This window comes from Pontibacter diazotrophicus, assembly GCF_003367245.1.
Lineage (GTDB): Bacteria > Bacteroidota > Bacteroidia > Cytophagales > Hymenobacteraceae > Pontibacter > Pontibacter diazotrophicus.
The window spans coordinates 163,118-179,583 of sequence record NZ_QRGR01000009.1; the positions used below are offsets into that span (position 1 = coordinate 163,118).

General features: G+C 48.4%; 11 protein-coding genes. 4 read left to right on the forward strand and 7 right to left on the reverse strand.

Features of this window, described 5'->3' with window-relative positions; all coding sequences use genetic code 11:
* The first annotated feature begins 2 nt into the window (after nucleotides 1-2).
* The gene (locus DXT99_RS09935; RefSeq protein ID WP_115565390.1) at nucleotides 3-3,227 is read left to right on the forward strand and encodes a non-ribosomal peptide synthetase; all 3,225 of its coding nucleotides are present in this window, start codon (nucleotides 3-5) and stop codon (nucleotides 3,225-3,227) included.
* Here the strand turns inward: DXT99_RS09935 and DXT99_RS09940 are convergent.
* A complete protein-coding gene (locus DXT99_RS09940; protein ID WP_181885082.1) occupies nucleotides 3,212-4,210 on the reverse strand; it encodes a sulfotransferase family protein in 999 nt (332 codons plus the stop codon). The genes DXT99_RS09935 and DXT99_RS09940 overlap by 16 nt on opposite strands.
* Before the next feature lie 742 nt (nucleotides 4,211-4,952).
* Here DXT99_RS09940 and DXT99_RS09950 point away from each other — a divergent pair.
* From DXT99_RS09950 to DXT99_RS27530, 3 genes are all read left to right on the forward strand, one after another.
* Nucleotides 4,953-5,837: an SDR family NAD(P)-dependent oxidoreductase gene (locus DXT99_RS09950; protein ID WP_246000624.1), complete on the forward strand. Its 885-nt coding sequence runs from the start codon at nucleotides 4,953-4,955 to the stop codon at nucleotides 5,835-5,837.
* Nucleotides 5,838-5,932: 95 nt separating this feature from the next.
* Nucleotides 5,933-6,616 carry a flavin-containing monooxygenase gene (locus DXT99_RS27525; protein ID WP_262511357.1) on the forward strand — a complete coding sequence of 228 codons (684 nt, stop codon included), beginning with the start codon at nucleotides 5,933-5,935 and terminating at the stop codon, nucleotides 6,614-6,616.
* 81 nt (nucleotides 6,617-6,697) lie between these two features.
* Nucleotides 6,698-7,411, forward strand: a complete 714-nt coding sequence (locus DXT99_RS27530; RefSeq protein WP_246000626.1) for a flavin-containing monooxygenase — start codon at nucleotides 6,698-6,700, stop codon at nucleotides 7,409-7,411.
* Between the two features lie 260 nt (nucleotides 7,412-7,671).
* Here DXT99_RS27530 and dacB read toward each other — a convergent pair whose 3' ends face one another.
* From dacB to DXT99_RS09990, 6 genes are all read right to left on the reverse strand, one after another.
* Nucleotides 7,672-9,051, reverse strand: a complete 1,380-nt coding sequence (dacB, locus tag DXT99_RS09965; protein WP_246000628.1) for a D-alanyl-D-alanine carboxypeptidase/D-alanyl-D-alanine endopeptidase — start codon at nucleotides 9,049-9,051, stop codon at nucleotides 7,672-7,674.
* Between the two features lie 152 nt (nucleotides 9,052-9,203).
* A complete protein-coding gene (locus DXT99_RS09970; protein WP_246000633.1) occupies nucleotides 9,204-11,297 on the reverse strand; it encodes a glycoside hydrolase family 97 protein in 2,094 nt (697 codons plus the stop codon).
* Nucleotides 11,298-12,188: 891 nt separating this feature from the next.
* Nucleotides 12,189-12,971 carry an enoyl-CoA hydratase/isomerase family protein gene (locus tag DXT99_RS09975; protein WP_115565397.1) on the reverse strand — a complete coding sequence of 261 codons (783 nt, stop codon included), beginning with the start codon at nucleotides 12,969-12,971 and terminating at the stop codon, nucleotides 12,189-12,191.
* A 156-nt stretch (nucleotides 12,972-13,127) separates the two neighbouring features.
* Nucleotides 13,128-15,179 (reverse strand): phenylacetic acid degradation bifunctional protein PaaZ, encoded by a 2,052-nt coding sequence (gene paaZ, locus DXT99_RS09980; protein ID WP_115565398.1) that lies wholly within the window; start codon nucleotides 15,177-15,179, stop codon nucleotides 13,128-13,130.
* A gap of 152 nt (nucleotides 15,180-15,331) precedes the next feature.
* Nucleotides 15,332-15,784, reverse strand: coding sequence for an IS200/IS605 family transposase (gene tnpA / locus DXT99_RS09985; protein WP_115565465.1), 453 nt, complete (start codon nucleotides 15,782-15,784; stop codon nucleotides 15,332-15,334).
* 86 nt (nucleotides 15,785-15,870) lie between these two features.
* Nucleotides 15,871-16,464: an acyltransferase gene (locus DXT99_RS09990; RefSeq protein WP_115565399.1), complete on the reverse strand. Its 594-nt coding sequence runs from the start codon at nucleotides 16,462-16,464 to the stop codon at nucleotides 15,871-15,873.
* Nucleotides 16,465-16,466: the final 2 nt, after the last annotated feature.

The following is a 16,466-nucleotide window of genomic DNA, read 5'->3' on the forward strand; positions in this document are numbered from 1 at the left end:
CAATGACAGAAAAGGAATTCTCACCGGCAAAACGCGCCCTACTCGAAAAGTGGCTGCAAGGGCGGCAATCAGATAAGAAGAAGCCGTCCATCCCCCTACGTCCGCCTAGTAGCCCGCACCCGCTTTCATTTCCACAGCAGCGCCAGTTATTCCTCGAACTGCTCGAACGAGGCACTGCGGTAAATAACCTTTCGGTCTTCATCAGGTTAAAAGGCCCCCTGAATCTGAGTGCATTGGAAAAGAGTACTAATCAGATCCTCGCGCGTCACGATAGCCTGCGCACAAGTTTCTCATTTGCACAAGGTTTGCCTGCTCCGCACGTTTGGGAGCAACTCCTGATCAATATTCCCATCGTTAGTTTGCTCGACCTGGAGGTTGCTCAGCGGGAGACAGAAGCGCGTCGTCTGGCCGAAACGGAGGTGTTGCAGCCATTCGACCTATCCCTGGCACCTTTGATCCGCCTCAAAATTTACCGAGCCGACGCACAGGAACACCTCCTGCTTGTGGTAATCCACCACACAATTGCAGATGGCTGGTCGCTGGGCATATTCCTGAAGGAACTGATGGCATTTTACCAGGCAAAAACCACTGGGCAGCCTGTGCGGCTGCCTGAACTGCCCCTTCAGTATGCTGACTTCGCGTATTGGCAAACGCGTGAAGAACGACAGGCGGCACTGCAACCGTCCCTGGCTTATTGGAAAGAGCAATTGGGTGGAGAACTTCCCGTGCTGGAACTGCCGACGGACCAGCAACGAAGTGCCAGGCGCGCTTACGCAGGAGGAACTTATCGCTTTGTGATCTCCCGCGACTTGACTGAGGCCCTGGAGCAGCTAAGCCGGCAGGAAAACAGCACCCTGTTCACGACCTTGCTGACCGCCTTTTACATACTACTCCATCGATATAGCGGGCAAGATGATATCAGCATTGGAACACCCGTCGCTAACCGCAATTCTCCGGAGGAGGAGGAATTGATAGGTATTTTCATCAACACGCTGGTACTGCGCACAAGCCTCTCCGGCGACTTAAGTTCTCGGGAACTGCTCCAACGCGTGCGAAGGGTTTCGCTGGATGCCTTTGTGCACCAGGACCTGCCATTCGAAAAACTTGTAGAGGCACTCAAGCCCCGACGTGATCTCAGTCGTACCCCCCTTTTTCAGGTGATGTTTAACCTGCAAAGTGCGCCTATGCCCCAACTGGAAATGGACGGCCTGGAAGCCTCTTTCATAAATATTGATCGGGGGACTTCCCAGTTTGATCTTACGTTGATGGTTTCCAAAACAGGAGGACAATGCCATGCAACAGTGGAATATAACACTGCACTCTTTCAACCCGCCACTATCGCCAGGATGTTCCAGTCTTACCAAATGCTGCTGAAAAATGCTTTAGACCACCCTGATCGCCCTGTATCCAAACTTCCCTGCATTCCCCCGGACGAACTTCACAGGACTGTCCACGCACGCAACCAGACACAACTGCATTTCCCTAAAGAAAAATGTTTCCATCAGCTTTTTGAAGCCCAGGTGGAAGCAACACCGGATGACGTTGCAGTCATATACGACCAAAGGCAGGTAACCTATGGCGAACTTAACCGACGTGCAAACGCTTTGGCAAGGCATCTGCGGGAATTGGGTGTCGGTCCGGAGGTGCGGGTTGGAATATATATGAAAAGGTCATGGGAAATGCTGGCAGCGTTTCTGGGCATTCTGAAAGCGGGTGGAACCTATGTACCCCTGCATACTTCCTTTCCGGCCGCACGCCTGCTGTATATGCTGAAGGATGCACACGTAAAGGTATTGCTGACGAACTTGGAGCCTGCGCTGGACGCACCTGGTGTTCGTGTTGTTTCGTTAAAAGAAGTACCGTTTCCTTTTGATGGCGGCCTTTCAAATCCTGCCCCTCTTGCCACCCCAGCCCATCTTGCCTACGTCATCTATACATCTGGCTCTACCGGAAACCCTAAGGGGGTCATGATTAACCATAGTTCTCTGGTGAACTTCCTTTGGTCCATGTATACAAGACCTGGTATCAAACAGGATGACGTGCTGCTGGCCGTCACGTCGGTCTCTTTTGATATTGCAGCCCTGGAGTTATTCCTGCCTCTGATCGCAGGGGCGACTGTTGTGCTGGCCAGTGAAGAGCAGCTAACGCACCCCCACCTGCTAGCTGAAGCAATAGATTACCACCAGGTGAGAATCATGCAGGCAACACCAGCTATCTGGCAAGTTCTGCTGGAAACAGGTTGGACAGGTCGGCTGGGCCTAAAAGCACTTTGTGGTGGAGACGTGTTGACGTTGAAACTGGCTGATCAGTTACTGGATCGCGTCGGCAGTCTATGGAACATGTATGGCCCTACTGAGACTACTATATGGTCTTCGGCTGGTTTGCTAAAAAAAGGAGATGCGCCTGTTACCATCGGGCAACCGATTGGTAATACCCAGTTGTATATCCTGGATTGTTATAATCAACCCACACCGGTGAATGTGGTGGGAGAATTGCACATTGGGGGCGGGGGACTGGCACGGGGGTATCTGAACCTACCCCATTTGACCGATGAAAAGTTTATTCAAATCTCTGTCTCCTCCCAACCCGATGTACGCTTGTACAGGACCGGAGACCGCGCACGCTATCTGGCAGATGGTTCTATCGAGATTTTAGGTCGGACAGATGACCAGGAAAAAATCAATGGCCATCGAGTGGAACCGGGCGAAATCACAGCCATTTTGCTGCAGCATCCAGCCGTACAGGATGCCATTGTGATAGCCCGTACAGAAAGCTCCGGTGACAAACGACTAGTGGCTTATCTCGTGTCAAAGGATGACCCGTCTCCTGAAGCCTGTCACTTCCGGGAATTCCTGGGAAAGAAGCTTCCTGCCTATATGATACCCTCTTCCTTCGTTAGGGTGCATTCCCTTCCCCTGACGCCCAACGGAAAAATCAACCGAAAAGCGCTGCCAGTGCCTGAGGATGTTCGTCCACTCCATACATATATTGCGCCGCGCAACGAGGAAGAGCAGCTTTTGGCTGAGATCTGGCAACATGTCCTCAAAATGGAGCAGGTAGGTATCCACGATAACTTTTTTGACCTTGGGGGTGCATCCCTTCAGAGCCTGCAGGTGATAGCCAGAGCCAATATGTATGGGCTCCGGGTTAGTGTGGAGAATATCTTTGAGCATCAAACCATCGCCGAACTTGCTGCTTCCATCAACGGCACTCAAAGCAAGGGGTAGTTCCAGTGTCTGATAATGGGTTCTAATGTTTCGGAAACTAAGTTTCTTTCGTGTTCAGGTAAGGCATGTTTCAAAGGCACGAATTCCTTTGTTTGATGACTTGTAAACAATCTCAGTTTTTCTTCGCAGTAGCCGAAATCATCCAGATGGAGTGCGGCATAAGCATCTCTCAGGCTTGCCACAGGGTTCTGCACAAAATCATCATAAGCTAACTCGGCTAATTGTCCTGGCGGTACCAAATCTTTTTCCTGCAGATAACGGTGCATCATTTGGGAGTAGGTATGCAGGATAGTTGCATTGACGTCAACAGATTTCGTGCCCTGTAAAGCATATACCTTCTGTACCACTTGCCAAAACCTTTTATTAGAAGCAAAGACCTGGTATGGATTGCGGTGAATGAAAAGGAACTTGGCGCCCGGAAAAATGGAAAGTAATAGTTTTATTCTGGCTGTATGCGGGGGGCTCTTTAGCACCAACTGCTTTTGCTGATTGGCCAATGAGATTTTCTTGAGCAGGTAAATAAAAGACTGCTTCCAGGCTTCTGTCTCAGACTTCGATATATTCTCGAACAGCACATATTTTTGAAACTGTTCCTGCATCATCTTTGGGAAAAAGTACCCCCATTGTGCTCCCCTGGGATCAAGGTATGTAGTCATGGTAGCATCCTCTTCACCGGGAAAACGGAAAGACAAGGGCACTCTGTGAACTGAATCATGCAAGTTGAAAAGGCGGCAGATAAGCTCAAATACCGGCAGTAGCGCTTTTTCAGTACTCAGCATTACTTCAGGCAGTACCATTTGAAAGTTGGTATGGTAGCCGAAGCGGTCGTCTTGTATTAAACACTGGTGTAAAAAGGAAGTGCCACTGCGGTAGTAGCCAAGGATAAACAAAGGATGCTTTCGAATCTCCAAATGCCTGATCTTTTTATCATATAATGCCAGTTCAAACCACCTTAAGGGCTCGAACAAGATTGTTTTTATCATCCATGGTGGTAGGTTTTTGAAGTTCTGAAGAGAAACGCCGCCGTTCTTTGTCACTAATCTTAGTAAAGTGTAAATGGGAAGAGGGAACAGACGGTTCATATTTATTGAAGATTAAGTTTCTTTCCTCAAGATCTCAGAGAAATAAACTACAAAATATTTTAATTAAAGTCCAATATATAATAGGTATAGAGTTAAGCGCTGTGGAAGGTGGTGCAGTTCCACCACCTCGGCTATTATTTCCGCTCCAAGTACAGGGACAGTCCAGCGTTCAGGAAGCAAATGCACGCGATCGCTCAAGTGAGGATTCGCTACGGCTTCTGACATATTTTAGCCTTGCTCAGGCGGGAGGGCGGGAGCGAAAATCATAAGCGAGTGTACCGTCTCTACAAAGATGAGAGGCTGAACCTGAAGCGCAAGCGGCCAGGAGAAGCAAGGCTCCGGAGGAGCGGTTTATAAGAAAAAGCCTTATAGGGTGTCCTCTCGAGCTTAAGAAGCAGCGCTATTATTTTTTTTACCAGGGCGTCTCGATGGGACTAGAGCAAAAAACACTTGCTGCTGTATAGCATCTGTGTAATAATTCAAGTCTAGCTTAACAGAATTTTTATGCCTTTCCTATTGATAAACGCCGTAAAAGAATGGCACACATTTACTAAAAATCAAAAAAGCCTCATGTGCACAGGAAGCAGATGGCAGGCTATAAAAATGCTACATCCAAACTTATTATCAAACCATAAAACAGGTTATGATGACATCATCCAGCTTTTCTAATACAGTAGTTATTGTTACAGGAGCTGCCTCCGGCATTGGCCGGGAGCTTGCTTTACAGGCTGCCGCACGGGGTGCCGTGGTCGTAGCAGCAGATATCAATTACAAAGGCCTGGAGGCCATGAGAGAAATCGCTTGGCAGCAGGGCGCCGCCATGGTTATTCATCAACTGGATGTGGCAGACAAAGAGGCGGTATTACTTTTCGCCCAAACGATAATTCCCCGAATAAAAGGGCACAGGCTGGTCCTCATCAACAATGCAGGTGTGGCCTTGTTTTCCGGCAGTTTCCACCACACATATTTGGAAGACTTTGAAGCACTGCTTCAGGTTAACCTCTGGGGCACCATTCATATGACAAAAGCTTTTTACCCTTACTTCATGGAAATGAATGAAGGACATATTGTTAATCTCTCCAGTGTTTTCGGGCTGGGAGGCGTCGCCAACCAGACTGCTTACTGCACTTCTAAATTTGCTGTCAGGGGCTTTACAGAAACACTCCGGATGGAGTTGCTGGGCACTAACGTCTTTACGACCGCTGTCCATCCGGGAGGCATCAAAACAAATATTGTGAAAGCCGCCCTACCCAAAGGCCCTATAGCGACTGCCGCGATGCACAGGATCTCAGTTAAAAGCTTTGAACAAATGGCAAAGACGACACCTGAAGAGGCCGCGAGACTGATTCTGGATGCTGTGGAAAAAAAGAAGCAGCGGCTGGTTATTGGGAGCGACGGAAAAATCATAGACCTGGTGACACGGCTGTTCCCTGTTTCTTATACCAGCATACTCAAAAAGCAGATTGAACAAGTATTCGCGAACCCGTATAAAAACAGGAGCACGAGAGCTAACCGCAAACGCACCTAACACAGAAATATTCTTTGCTCTTTAACAGATTTGTATGGTCATAAAAAGCAGTTGTAGTGTGAACGAAGTATGGGAACAGACTACAGGTTGGAATAATAGGCGCCGGCTTTGCAGGGCTTGTGGCGGCTTTGCGTTTGAAAAAAAGTGGCAGAGATTCTTTTGTGATTTTTGAAAGGGCGGCAGAAGTAGGTGGCACCTGGCGCGACAATGTATACCCCGGCTGCGCCTGCGACATAGCCTCTCCGCTTTACTCCTTTGCCGATGAGCAAAACCCACAATGGAGCAAATTGTATTCTGAACAGCCTGAAATTCTGGAATACATTAAGAACGTGGTCGTCCGAAACAACCTGTACCCGCACATCCGCTTCGGATCCGATGTGGTAGAGGCAAGGTTTCTGGAAGATAAGGCCTGCTGGCTGGTAACCGACAGGCAGGGAAACAGCACCACTGTATCGATGCTGCTATTGGGAATGGGCCCCTTAAACCGAATAAACATTCCTGCCTTTCCAGGTCTGGAGTATTATCAAGGCACTTACTTTCACTCTGCGGAATGGGACACTAGCTATGATATAAGAGGAAAAAGAGTAGCCGTAATTGGCACAGGAGCCAGTGCCATACAAATTGTACCCAGTATCGCCCCAGAGGTAGCACACCTCACCGTGCTGCAACGAACACCAGCATGGGTTACTCCCCGCCACGATACAAGGTTCAGCCGGTTTAGCAGGTGGCTGTTCAAAAAAATCCCTCTGCTGCAAAGACTTCAGCGGGAGATTATTTAATGGGCGAATGAGTTTATTGGACTTGGCTTTACAGGCCACAAGAGAATAAACAGGTTCTTTGCGGGCGTGTCGTTACGCAAATTGAAAAAAGAAGTAAATGACCCTGCCATACGTGAAAAGCTCACGCCAAACTATACCATCGGGTGCAAGCGCATTCTCCGCTCTGATGATTATTATCCGACATTTAACCGCTCAAATGTAAAACTGGTAACAGAAAGCATCGAACGGTTTACGCCGCAGGGCATTGTGACGGCAGACGGCACCGAGCACCAACTGGATGCTGTTGTTTTCGGAACCGGCTTTGTCGCCGCCGATATGGACTTTTATACCCAAATTATTGGTAGAGACGGGCGTAACCTGATTGCTGAATGGAAGGATAAAGGTGCGGAAGTTTACTTGGGCACCACCGTTTCCGGTTATCCTAACCTCGCCTTTATCCTGGGCCCAAACACAGGCCTGGGCCATAACTCCGTTGTACTCATGATGGAGGCGCAAATGAATTATATCATGCAGTACATAGCTTACCTGGAAGAAAGCGGAAATGGCCTTTACCTGGATGTGAAAGAGCAGGAACAGCAGGCATATAATGAAAGGCTGCAGGAGCAATTCGAGGGTACCGTCTGGACTTCTGGTTGTAAAAGCTGGTACGTGAACAAGAACGGGAAAAATACCACCTTATATCCCAGGCTTGTCACTACCTTCCAAAAGCAGATGAAAAACTTTAATCCTGCTGCTTACCACCTGCAACAAAAGATAAAAGAGCCTGCTACGAGCCCTGTTTTAGAAAAGGATTGAAAATAAAAAAGCACTCTACAGGATAGAGTGCCTTTCCAAGCTATGAAAACAAACTTAATGTACAAACATACGATATACACGCCAGTATACCAAATCAATAATAGCTATCTCGTTATAGAAAAAACCTATAATATAACTCAGATAAGCGCTAAAGCGTTTATGATGGTATCTCATCTCCAGAACTTCATAAAAAATTATAAAGTCTCGAATAAGGGAAGCATTTACCGGCATCCTGCCGCCTGACGATCTTCTGACACAGCTTACTTTAGTACGTCCAGTACCTTATACATTTTCCTGACAACAGATCCTGAAGAACCATTATAGTTGTTGACAAGGAAGGCGAAAACATACTCATTCCCGTCTTTCGCCTTGTGATAGCCACAATACCCTTTTACTCCACGGATGGTACCGCTTTTCATTTTCATACCGTTGTAGACCGGCAGCGAAGCATAAAAACCACCAAACCAGGGCTGCTTTCTGGCATGTTGCAGAATGCTGGCCTGGGCATGTGTTGTCACGCGGTTTTGGGGCGATAGACCTGAACCATCCACTATGTTCAGTTCCGTATCCGGTATACCTTGCTGTTTCCAGTACTTCCTGATTTGCTCTACTCCTTTATCTGTAGAACCAGCACCACTGCTTTTAGCGGCAATCGTTTTCACCAGGGCCTCGCCATACAGGTTCACGCTTTTCCTGTTAAACCAGTAGATGATGCTATCCAGTGGAGGAGATGTTATGGTATAAAATGTAGTATGCTTCGCTAATGGAGTCTTACCACCCGCTAATGCCTTTCCCGGGCTTTTGATACCCACCCCGGATAAGACATGCTGCAACGTGATAACAAACTGGTCTGAAGCAGCAGGGATGGCACCTGATATCTTGAACCTGCTTTCGTTTACTGGTATAGTGCCCCTGATTACTCCGGAGGCGGCATTTAACGGGAAGTAAATATAGGCGTTATCGCCAGTACCCGCCGCCGCAGAAGTAAGCTCTGAGCGCAGGGTATACCCTTCGATTTTGGGCAGCATAGCCACAATTGTCACCGGGTCGCCTATCTTCGAACCAGATTTCAGGAGAACATCATACTGGTTTTCCCGCCAGTTCAGCTTTGCAGGTCCTGCCCCATAGTAGTTTCCAATGTCCTGCCACATCCAGCCATCAGGAATGGTTTCCTCATCCCAAGCTTCATTGTCTACCAAAACAGAGCTGATGTTTTTTATACCTTGCTTCTGAATAGCCTGTGCTATTCCCTTCAGCACAACATCTTCTTTCGTGGTGCGCCACCGCCAGCTTCCGAAGGTTGGGTCTCCGGCAGGCACAATTAATAGAGAGGCATCCTCCCCTGCTTTGTGAAGGGCAAAGTTCGTTTTATACTGGAAGCCTTCTCCTAAAAGCTCATAGGCACTTGCACTGGTTATCACCTTCATAGTAGAAGCCGGTGCCAGGCCAAGCAGCCCGTTTTGCTCATAAACCACTTTGCCGGTTTTAGCATCCATCACATACAAAGACGCTATGCCATTGCGGAGTTGCGGGTCGTTCTGGAATGCCTCAAAGGCCGCAGAAAGCTGCCCGGAAACGGATTGTGAGAGCGCCAGAGAGTGTACAAAGGCGCATAATACGATAAGGGTCGTTCTTAACATGAATTGTAACATCCCCTTAAATTAAGAAAAACAAGCTTAGTAACAGTATAAAATGCAGCGGCCATAAGTACGAATACTTTTAAATATCTTCAAAACCAGAGAGGGTGAAGGATTTATACCCTTCACCCTCTCTGGTTGATTATGGCTGCATTTTACAGTCTTTTAAAGTTTTTCCTGTCTTCGTTGGTTGCCTCTTTGACGCTGATGGCAATGCCACCCCCGGCAGCTAAACGCTGTTTCAGCACACTCTTGGGAGTGATAAGCACTTTGCGAACGGTGTAGCTTTGTGGGTTTTTGTTCCAGCTGGCATCCTTTCCGTCGGCATAAATAGTGGCAACGTAGTTCTTGCCTTTCGGAAGGTAATTGAATGGGATAACTGCTGTGCGTGGGTTTTCATCCGTGATGCCTCCCACATACCACTCCTCCTTGCCCTTGGCTTTGCGGGCAATAGTCACGTAATCGCCTGGCTCTGCTTCCTGCACATAGGTATCATCCCAATCAATGGCCACATCTTTAATAAACTGGAATGCATCTGGAAAGCGGGTGTAGTTCTCCGGCAAGTCCGCGGCCATCTGCAGCGGGCTGTACAGGGTTACGTAGTAGGCTAGTTGCTTTACCAACGTGGTGTTTACCCGCTGATTGCCGGTCCCGTAGTAAGATAGGTCAGTCTGGAAAATTCCCGGGGTATAATCCATCGGCCCACCCATCAGGCGGGTGAAAGGAAGAATGGTCGCATGATCGGGTGCCAGGCCACCCATGGCCTCAAACTCCGTACCGCGTGCAGACTCCTGTGCCAGATAGTTCGGGTAAGTGCGGTGCAAGCCGGTAGACCGAACTGCCTCATGGCTATTAACCATTATCTTGTAGTCAGCTGCCGTTCTGGCCACATGAATGTAGTGGTTCACCATCCACTGCCCGTCGTGGTGCTCCCCACGCGGAATAATTTTGCCTACATACCCTGTCTTCACAGAGTTATACCCATAGTCTTTCATGAACTGGAAGGCCTGGTGCAAGCGGCGCTCATAATTGGTAGCGGCACCGGAGGTTTCGTGGTGCATCATAATCCTTACTCCTTTTGATAAAGCATACTTGTAAAGCTCCCTTACATCAAAGTCAGGATATGGCGTTATGAAATCGAACACATCTTCTTTCCAGTTGCCGAACCAGTCTTCCCAGCCAACATTCCAGCCCTCTACAAGCACAGCATCAAAGCCATGCTCGGCGGCAAAGTCGATGTGCTTTTTTACATTTTCGTTTGTGGCTCCATGGCGCCCGCTCGGCGTCAGTTTGGTGAAGTCGTCACTTAGCTTCACGTTTGTCTCCGTTCCATAGGCCCAGGTACTCTTGCCTGCTACAAAATACTCCCACCATACGCCAATGTATTTAACAGGCTTTATCCACGACACATCTTCATAGGCCGTAGGTTCGTTCAGGTTCAGGATGAGTTTAGAGGCAAGTATGTCGGTGGCCTTATCGCTCACCACAATGGTGCGCCATGGCGTTTTCGTGTCCGTCTGCATGTAGGCTTTGTTCCCCACCGCATCAGGTGTGAGGTGAGAGCTCATCCTGAACGTTTGTGGATCTACATTCAGATGCATGGCAGAATAATTCACTAATGCCGCCTCGTGAATGTTAATGTACAGACCATCGGCAGATTTCATCATCAAAGGTGTCTGTACCGCCAACGTATCAATCGGATGCTGCGCATGCACATCAATCGTGGCTTTCTCTATCAGCTGCGGTATTTCTGAAATCTTTGAAGTTGTAATCGCATACTCGTTCGTGTCATAGTCTCCCGGAATCCAGAAGGTCTTGTGGTCACCTGTCAGGTTGAACTCTGTGTTTTCTTCTTTAACAATAAAGTAGTTCAGGTGCTCCTGTTCCGGGAATTCGTAGCGGAAACCCAGGCCATCGTTGAACAAACGGAAGCGGATACGGATGGAGCGATCCTGTTGCTCTTTCTGTGTCAGGGTTACCAGTAGCTCATTGTAGTTATTGCGTATAGTGCTCTGCTCGCCCCACACAGGCTGCCATGTATCATTCACAGTGGCCTGCTCTGTATTAGACACGGTAAAGCCCTCCATAAACGAACCGGCATCATTGGTCTCCAAACCAAGCCTGCTCGGCTTTATGACCGGCTTCTTTTTGTAGCTTAGCCGATAGGTTGGTGTTCCGTTTTCGGCCAGCTCAAAAGTTAGCGTCAGGTTTTTATCAGGAGAGGTGATAACTTGTGCATGCAACTGCATGAAGCATGTGCAGATAAGGAGTAGGGTGCATAACCCGCGCACGAGCTGGCGGGTAGGGTCTATATACATTGCTGCTATCTTTATAGTCATGTTGTGATTGTGATTTGTTGATCCACTCTTAAAAAAAATGATGATGACAGCACTAACTATATAAGTACTCACTTACAAAGAACCGGGACTTTACAAACAACAGCAATTCACCTATACCGAATGTAGAACAAATTAGGCTTTCACAAATATTAAATCATTTAAAATCAGTAATTTAATTAAATTTATAAGTACAGATTGAGTAGCTGAAATGTAGCTGATTTTTAGAGATCACACTATCTGTTATCTTATACAACACCCATATTTTCCAGAGACATTTACTCTGTCTAAGCTACCGTGGTGACTGTTCATCCAGCGGCATCATACCCACTGTTTCATAGTGCTTGTCTTAGCTCTCAAGGCCGAGCGGCCTCGTCTTCGGGCATCGCGCTGTGCATTTGAAGCTGCCTCCGCTCTGCTCCGGCTGCCTCGCTATCGCTCAGCACCGCATCAAATACAAGGCGCTCAACCCAAAGACTGGAAACACCTTCACTCCGTGCTGACTGGTTTTGCTTTCAAGAATAACAATGAAAAAGGTCTAAAGCAAATTGAAGAAGCAGACTCCCCTCCTTGGACAAGGAGGGGCAGGGGTGGTTGGACCCGGTACAACAGAAAAAACAAAGGTACTATGGAGGAACCTTTAGGAGGTGTATTATAAAAGTGACGAAAACAGGTTAAACAGGTGCATTCTATCATAAAAACAGAAACGCTATGCCCCCATAACAGGTCATAGCGTTTCAGGAAGTGATGTGGCTGAATTCGCTGTCTTTAAAGCAGAAGATGCAGTTATCAGCAGAACGCTGCTTATTTCTTTTCTTTAAAAGAACGGATGAAATTGCGGGTAAAGTCAGACAAAACAAGAGTGCCACTAATGCCTGCCCGTTCTATAAGTAGTTTGTCCCAGTGCTCTGTTCCCTGCCAGAACACTTCCTTCATTGCCTTGAGTGCAGCAGGGCTGTAGGTGGCCAGCCTGGCAGCAAAGGCCTGTACGGCGGCATCCATCGCTTCTGTTGTTTCATACACATCTGCATACAAACCTTTTTCTTTGGCCCACTCCGCTGAGCGGAACTCTGCTGCATCAAGTGAAAGCTGGGAAAAAGCGGATAGTCCGATTTTTCTTTCTACTGCCGATCCCACTACAAAAGGGCCGATGCCTAGTGCCAGTTCACTTAGCTTGATGGACGCATGCTGTGTTGCAAAGCAGTAGTCAGTGGAGGCCGCTACCCCTACGCCCCCGCCAATTGCTTTTCCCTGCACCCTGCCGATGATGATCTTGCCGGAGGTACGGCAGGCATTAATAACTTTTGCAAAGCCGGAAAAAAACGCCAGGCCCTGCTCCTTGTTCTCGATAGCCATCAACTCATCAAAACTGGCACCAGCGCAAAACGTACGTTCTCCCCCACTTTTCAGCACAATCACTTTCGTTTGCTCTTCCTGACTTGTTCTTGTAATCGTTTCAGCTAATTCATCGAGTAGCGCACCTGGCAAGGAGTTATGCGATGGGTGAAAAAATGTAATGGTAGTAACACCCTGCTCATCAGTTGTTGCCTCTACTGTACCGGTTGCTGTTGTATCTGATATGCTCATCGTTTTTTATTTAGACACAAGTAGCAAGACACAGGATATTAGACTTTAGATTATAAGTACTTGGCACTTATTGCTTCATTTTACTAATGAAGAACTCCAACCTGATTAAGGAAAGAGCAAAAGTTTTGTGTCTTGCTACTGGTGCCCTGTATCTCTTTATTTTTGATTTAACTTCTTCACCATTGTTAATATAGTGGCTATCGCTACGGTCTCGCCGGTTTCGTCGGTTACATCTACCAGCCATTTCACAATGCCTTTTGCCACGTCGTCTTCGCTGCGCTTCTCCTGGCCCACCTTTTCTTTGCACGTAAGCTTCACGCCGATGGTCATGCCCGGATACACTGGTTTCGTGAAGCGGCACTCTTCCAGGCCGTAGTTCAACAATACCGGTCCTTTTTTTGGATGCACGAACATGCCCGCCGCCTTCGACAGGATATAATACCCGTGGGCCACCTTACCTTCGAACAGTGTTCCCTCCAGGGAAGTAGCATCCACGTGCGCATAGAAGTGATCTCCTGACACGTTTGCGAAGTTCGCAATATCCGCCTCTGTCACAGTATGATTATGCGTGACGTATGTTTCCCCTATCTCCAGCTCTTCGAAGTACCGCTGGAAAGGATGCTTATCATATTCTACCTGCTTTGCGCCCTTCTGGTACACGCCTGTGATAGCCGTTACCATAGTGGGAGAACCCTGTATGGCAACACGCTGCATGAAGTGCTTTACACCCCGTATGCCGCCCATTTCCTCGCCACCACCTGCTCTGCCCGGTCCGCCATGAATCAGCATGGGCATGGGAGAACCGTGGCCGGTGCTTTCCTTGGAACACTCCTGGTTGAGCACCAGAATACGGCCGTGGTGTGTGGCAGCGCCAATAGCATATTCCTGCGCGATGGCAGGGTCGGCAGTGGCAATGGAGGATACCAGGGAGCCTTTGCCCATTTTAGTTATTTCAATTGCCTCGTCTAAGGTCTTGTAAGGCATGATAGTCGCTACCGGTCCGAAGGCTTCTACTTCATGGGTGTCGGTGTAGCGGAACGGTTGCTCGTTCAGCATCACGATAGGCGAAATGAAAGCGCCTTTTTCAGGGTCTGCCCCAATCAGATCTACTTTCTCCAGGTCGCCATACACAATGGGCGTCTGCTTCGCCAGTTCCTTCACATTGCTTCGCAGTCGCTCCAGCTGTTCTCTTCCCACAATAGCGCCCATGCGTACGCCTTCTGCCTGCGGATCGCCGATGCCCGTTTTAGAGAGTTCCTTTCCCAGGGCTATCTGTACGTCCTCCACCAGCTTCTCCGGTACTATGGCCCGTCGGATGGCCGTACATTTCTGACCTGCTTTAGACGTGATTTCCTTGCGTATTTCCTTGATGAACAAATCAAACTCAGGCGTCCCGGGCACTGCATCCGCCCCCAATACTGCACTGTTCAGAGAATCTGCTTCCATGGTGAAAGGAACCGCTTCCTCTATCAGCCTTGGGTGTGCTTTCAGCTTGCGCCCTGTGCTGGCAGAACCCGTGAACGTAACCACATCCTGATAGGTCACATGGTCCAGGATGCCTTCTCCGGTGCCCGTTACCAATTGCAGCGCACCCTCCGGTAATATCTTTGAATTGATGATTTCTCTTACAACCGCTTCTGTGAGAAAGGCCGTGATGGGAGCCGGTTTTACAATGGCGGGCATACCTGCCAGCAGGTTCACGGCTATTTTCTCCAACATTCCCCACACCGGGAAATTATAGGCGTTGATGTGGATGGCTACCCCTTCCTTCGGCACCAGGATATGATGCCCCATAAACGTCCCGCCCTTCGACAAGCCAATGGGTTCATCTTCTACATAATGCGGTTTGTCCGGGAATTTGCGGCGCAGGGAGGCATAGGCAAATAAATTACCGATACCGCCCTCAATGTCCACCCAACTGTCGGCACGGGTGGCACCTGTGCGGTAGCTGAGTTTATAAAAAGCCTCCTTTTTTTCTATCAGGTACAGCGCCAGCGCTTTCAGCATCAGGCCGCGCTCCTGGAAGGTCATCTTCCGAAGCGCTTTGTTGCCTTTACTGCGGGCATACTGCATCATTGCTTCAAAATCAAGCCCACCGCTATAGGCGGTATAAATCAAGTCACCGGTCACGGCATCCAGTAGCTGGCTCTCTTGTCCTGAACCGGGAGTCCATTGCCCTAAGGCGTAGTTTTGCAGTTGATTTGCCATATGGTTTTAAGTCTTTTCTTAGTTCTTTTTGTTTTTATTGCAATGTACAGCAGCTTTGACAGGAATCACACCAGCCCCAGCGGGGCGTCCTGTTGATAGAATGGATACACTTCACCGCAAAGCTCCAGAGGAGCGACCTGTTAACTTCACACTCAACTGAACAGGTATTTCTCATTATATTCCACCTCAAACTTCTCCAAAAATGCGAGGTACTCTTCTTTAAATGTTCGCTTCTTGTGATGTTCCTCCTGGTTTAGGATATACTGTATTACATCCTGCAATTGGGAATGTGCATAAGAAAATGCGCCAAAGCCTTCCTGCCATTCGAAATTGCCTCTAACCCATTCTTTATCCTTGATGAACTTTGAGGAGTTAGCCTTTATATCTCTCACTAAGTCCGATAAGGGTATATCCGGCCTCAGGCCAACCAGAATATGACAATGATCAGGCATGCAGTGAATGGCAATTAGCTTGCAATTCCTCTGTTGAACAATACCTGTGATATACTTCTGCAGCTCTTCCTTATGTTCTTTAGAAATCAGATTTTCCCTGCCTTTCACTGCGAAAACAATTTGGATGTAGAGCTGTGTATAAGTATTTGCCATTGATGTTTTAACAGGCCGCCCCGCTGGGGCTAATTTCTTTTCAGCGATTGAAACTATCGACAGTACGCCCCGCTGGGGCTTTATCATTACCCTTTACTCTCATTCCAGGTTTTATAACCACCTACCTGCTTTTTCCTATCCGCAGGTACTTCTCTTAAGGGCTCACACGGCTTTAGGGTGGCGTGACAATCGGTGGGAAGCTGCATGTAGACGTGTGTGCCTTTTGTCTTCCAGCCAATCATTTCATCGCTTACCTGCTTGATGATTTTGTGCGGGTTGCCTACTACTAAGCTGCGCGGCGGAATTTTCTCGTCTGCTTTGATGAAACTCAACGCACCTACGATGCTTTCATCACCTAATTCCACCCGGTCCATCACCACGGCATTCATGCCGACAAGTACATTCCGGCCAACGGTGGCGCCGTGAATAATAGCGCCATGGCCAATGTGCGCCATCTCTTTCAGCAGCACCGTTACCCCCGGAAACACGTGGATGGTACAGTTCTCCTGCACGTTGCAATTATCTTCTATCACAATCTGTCCCCAGTCGCCCCGGATAGCGGCACCCGGACCGATGTAGACATTTTTGCCGATGATGACATTGCCCGTCACGGCTGCCTGTGGGTGCACGAATGCGCTTTCGTGCACGACTGGTTTATACCCGTTGAACTCGTAAATCATAG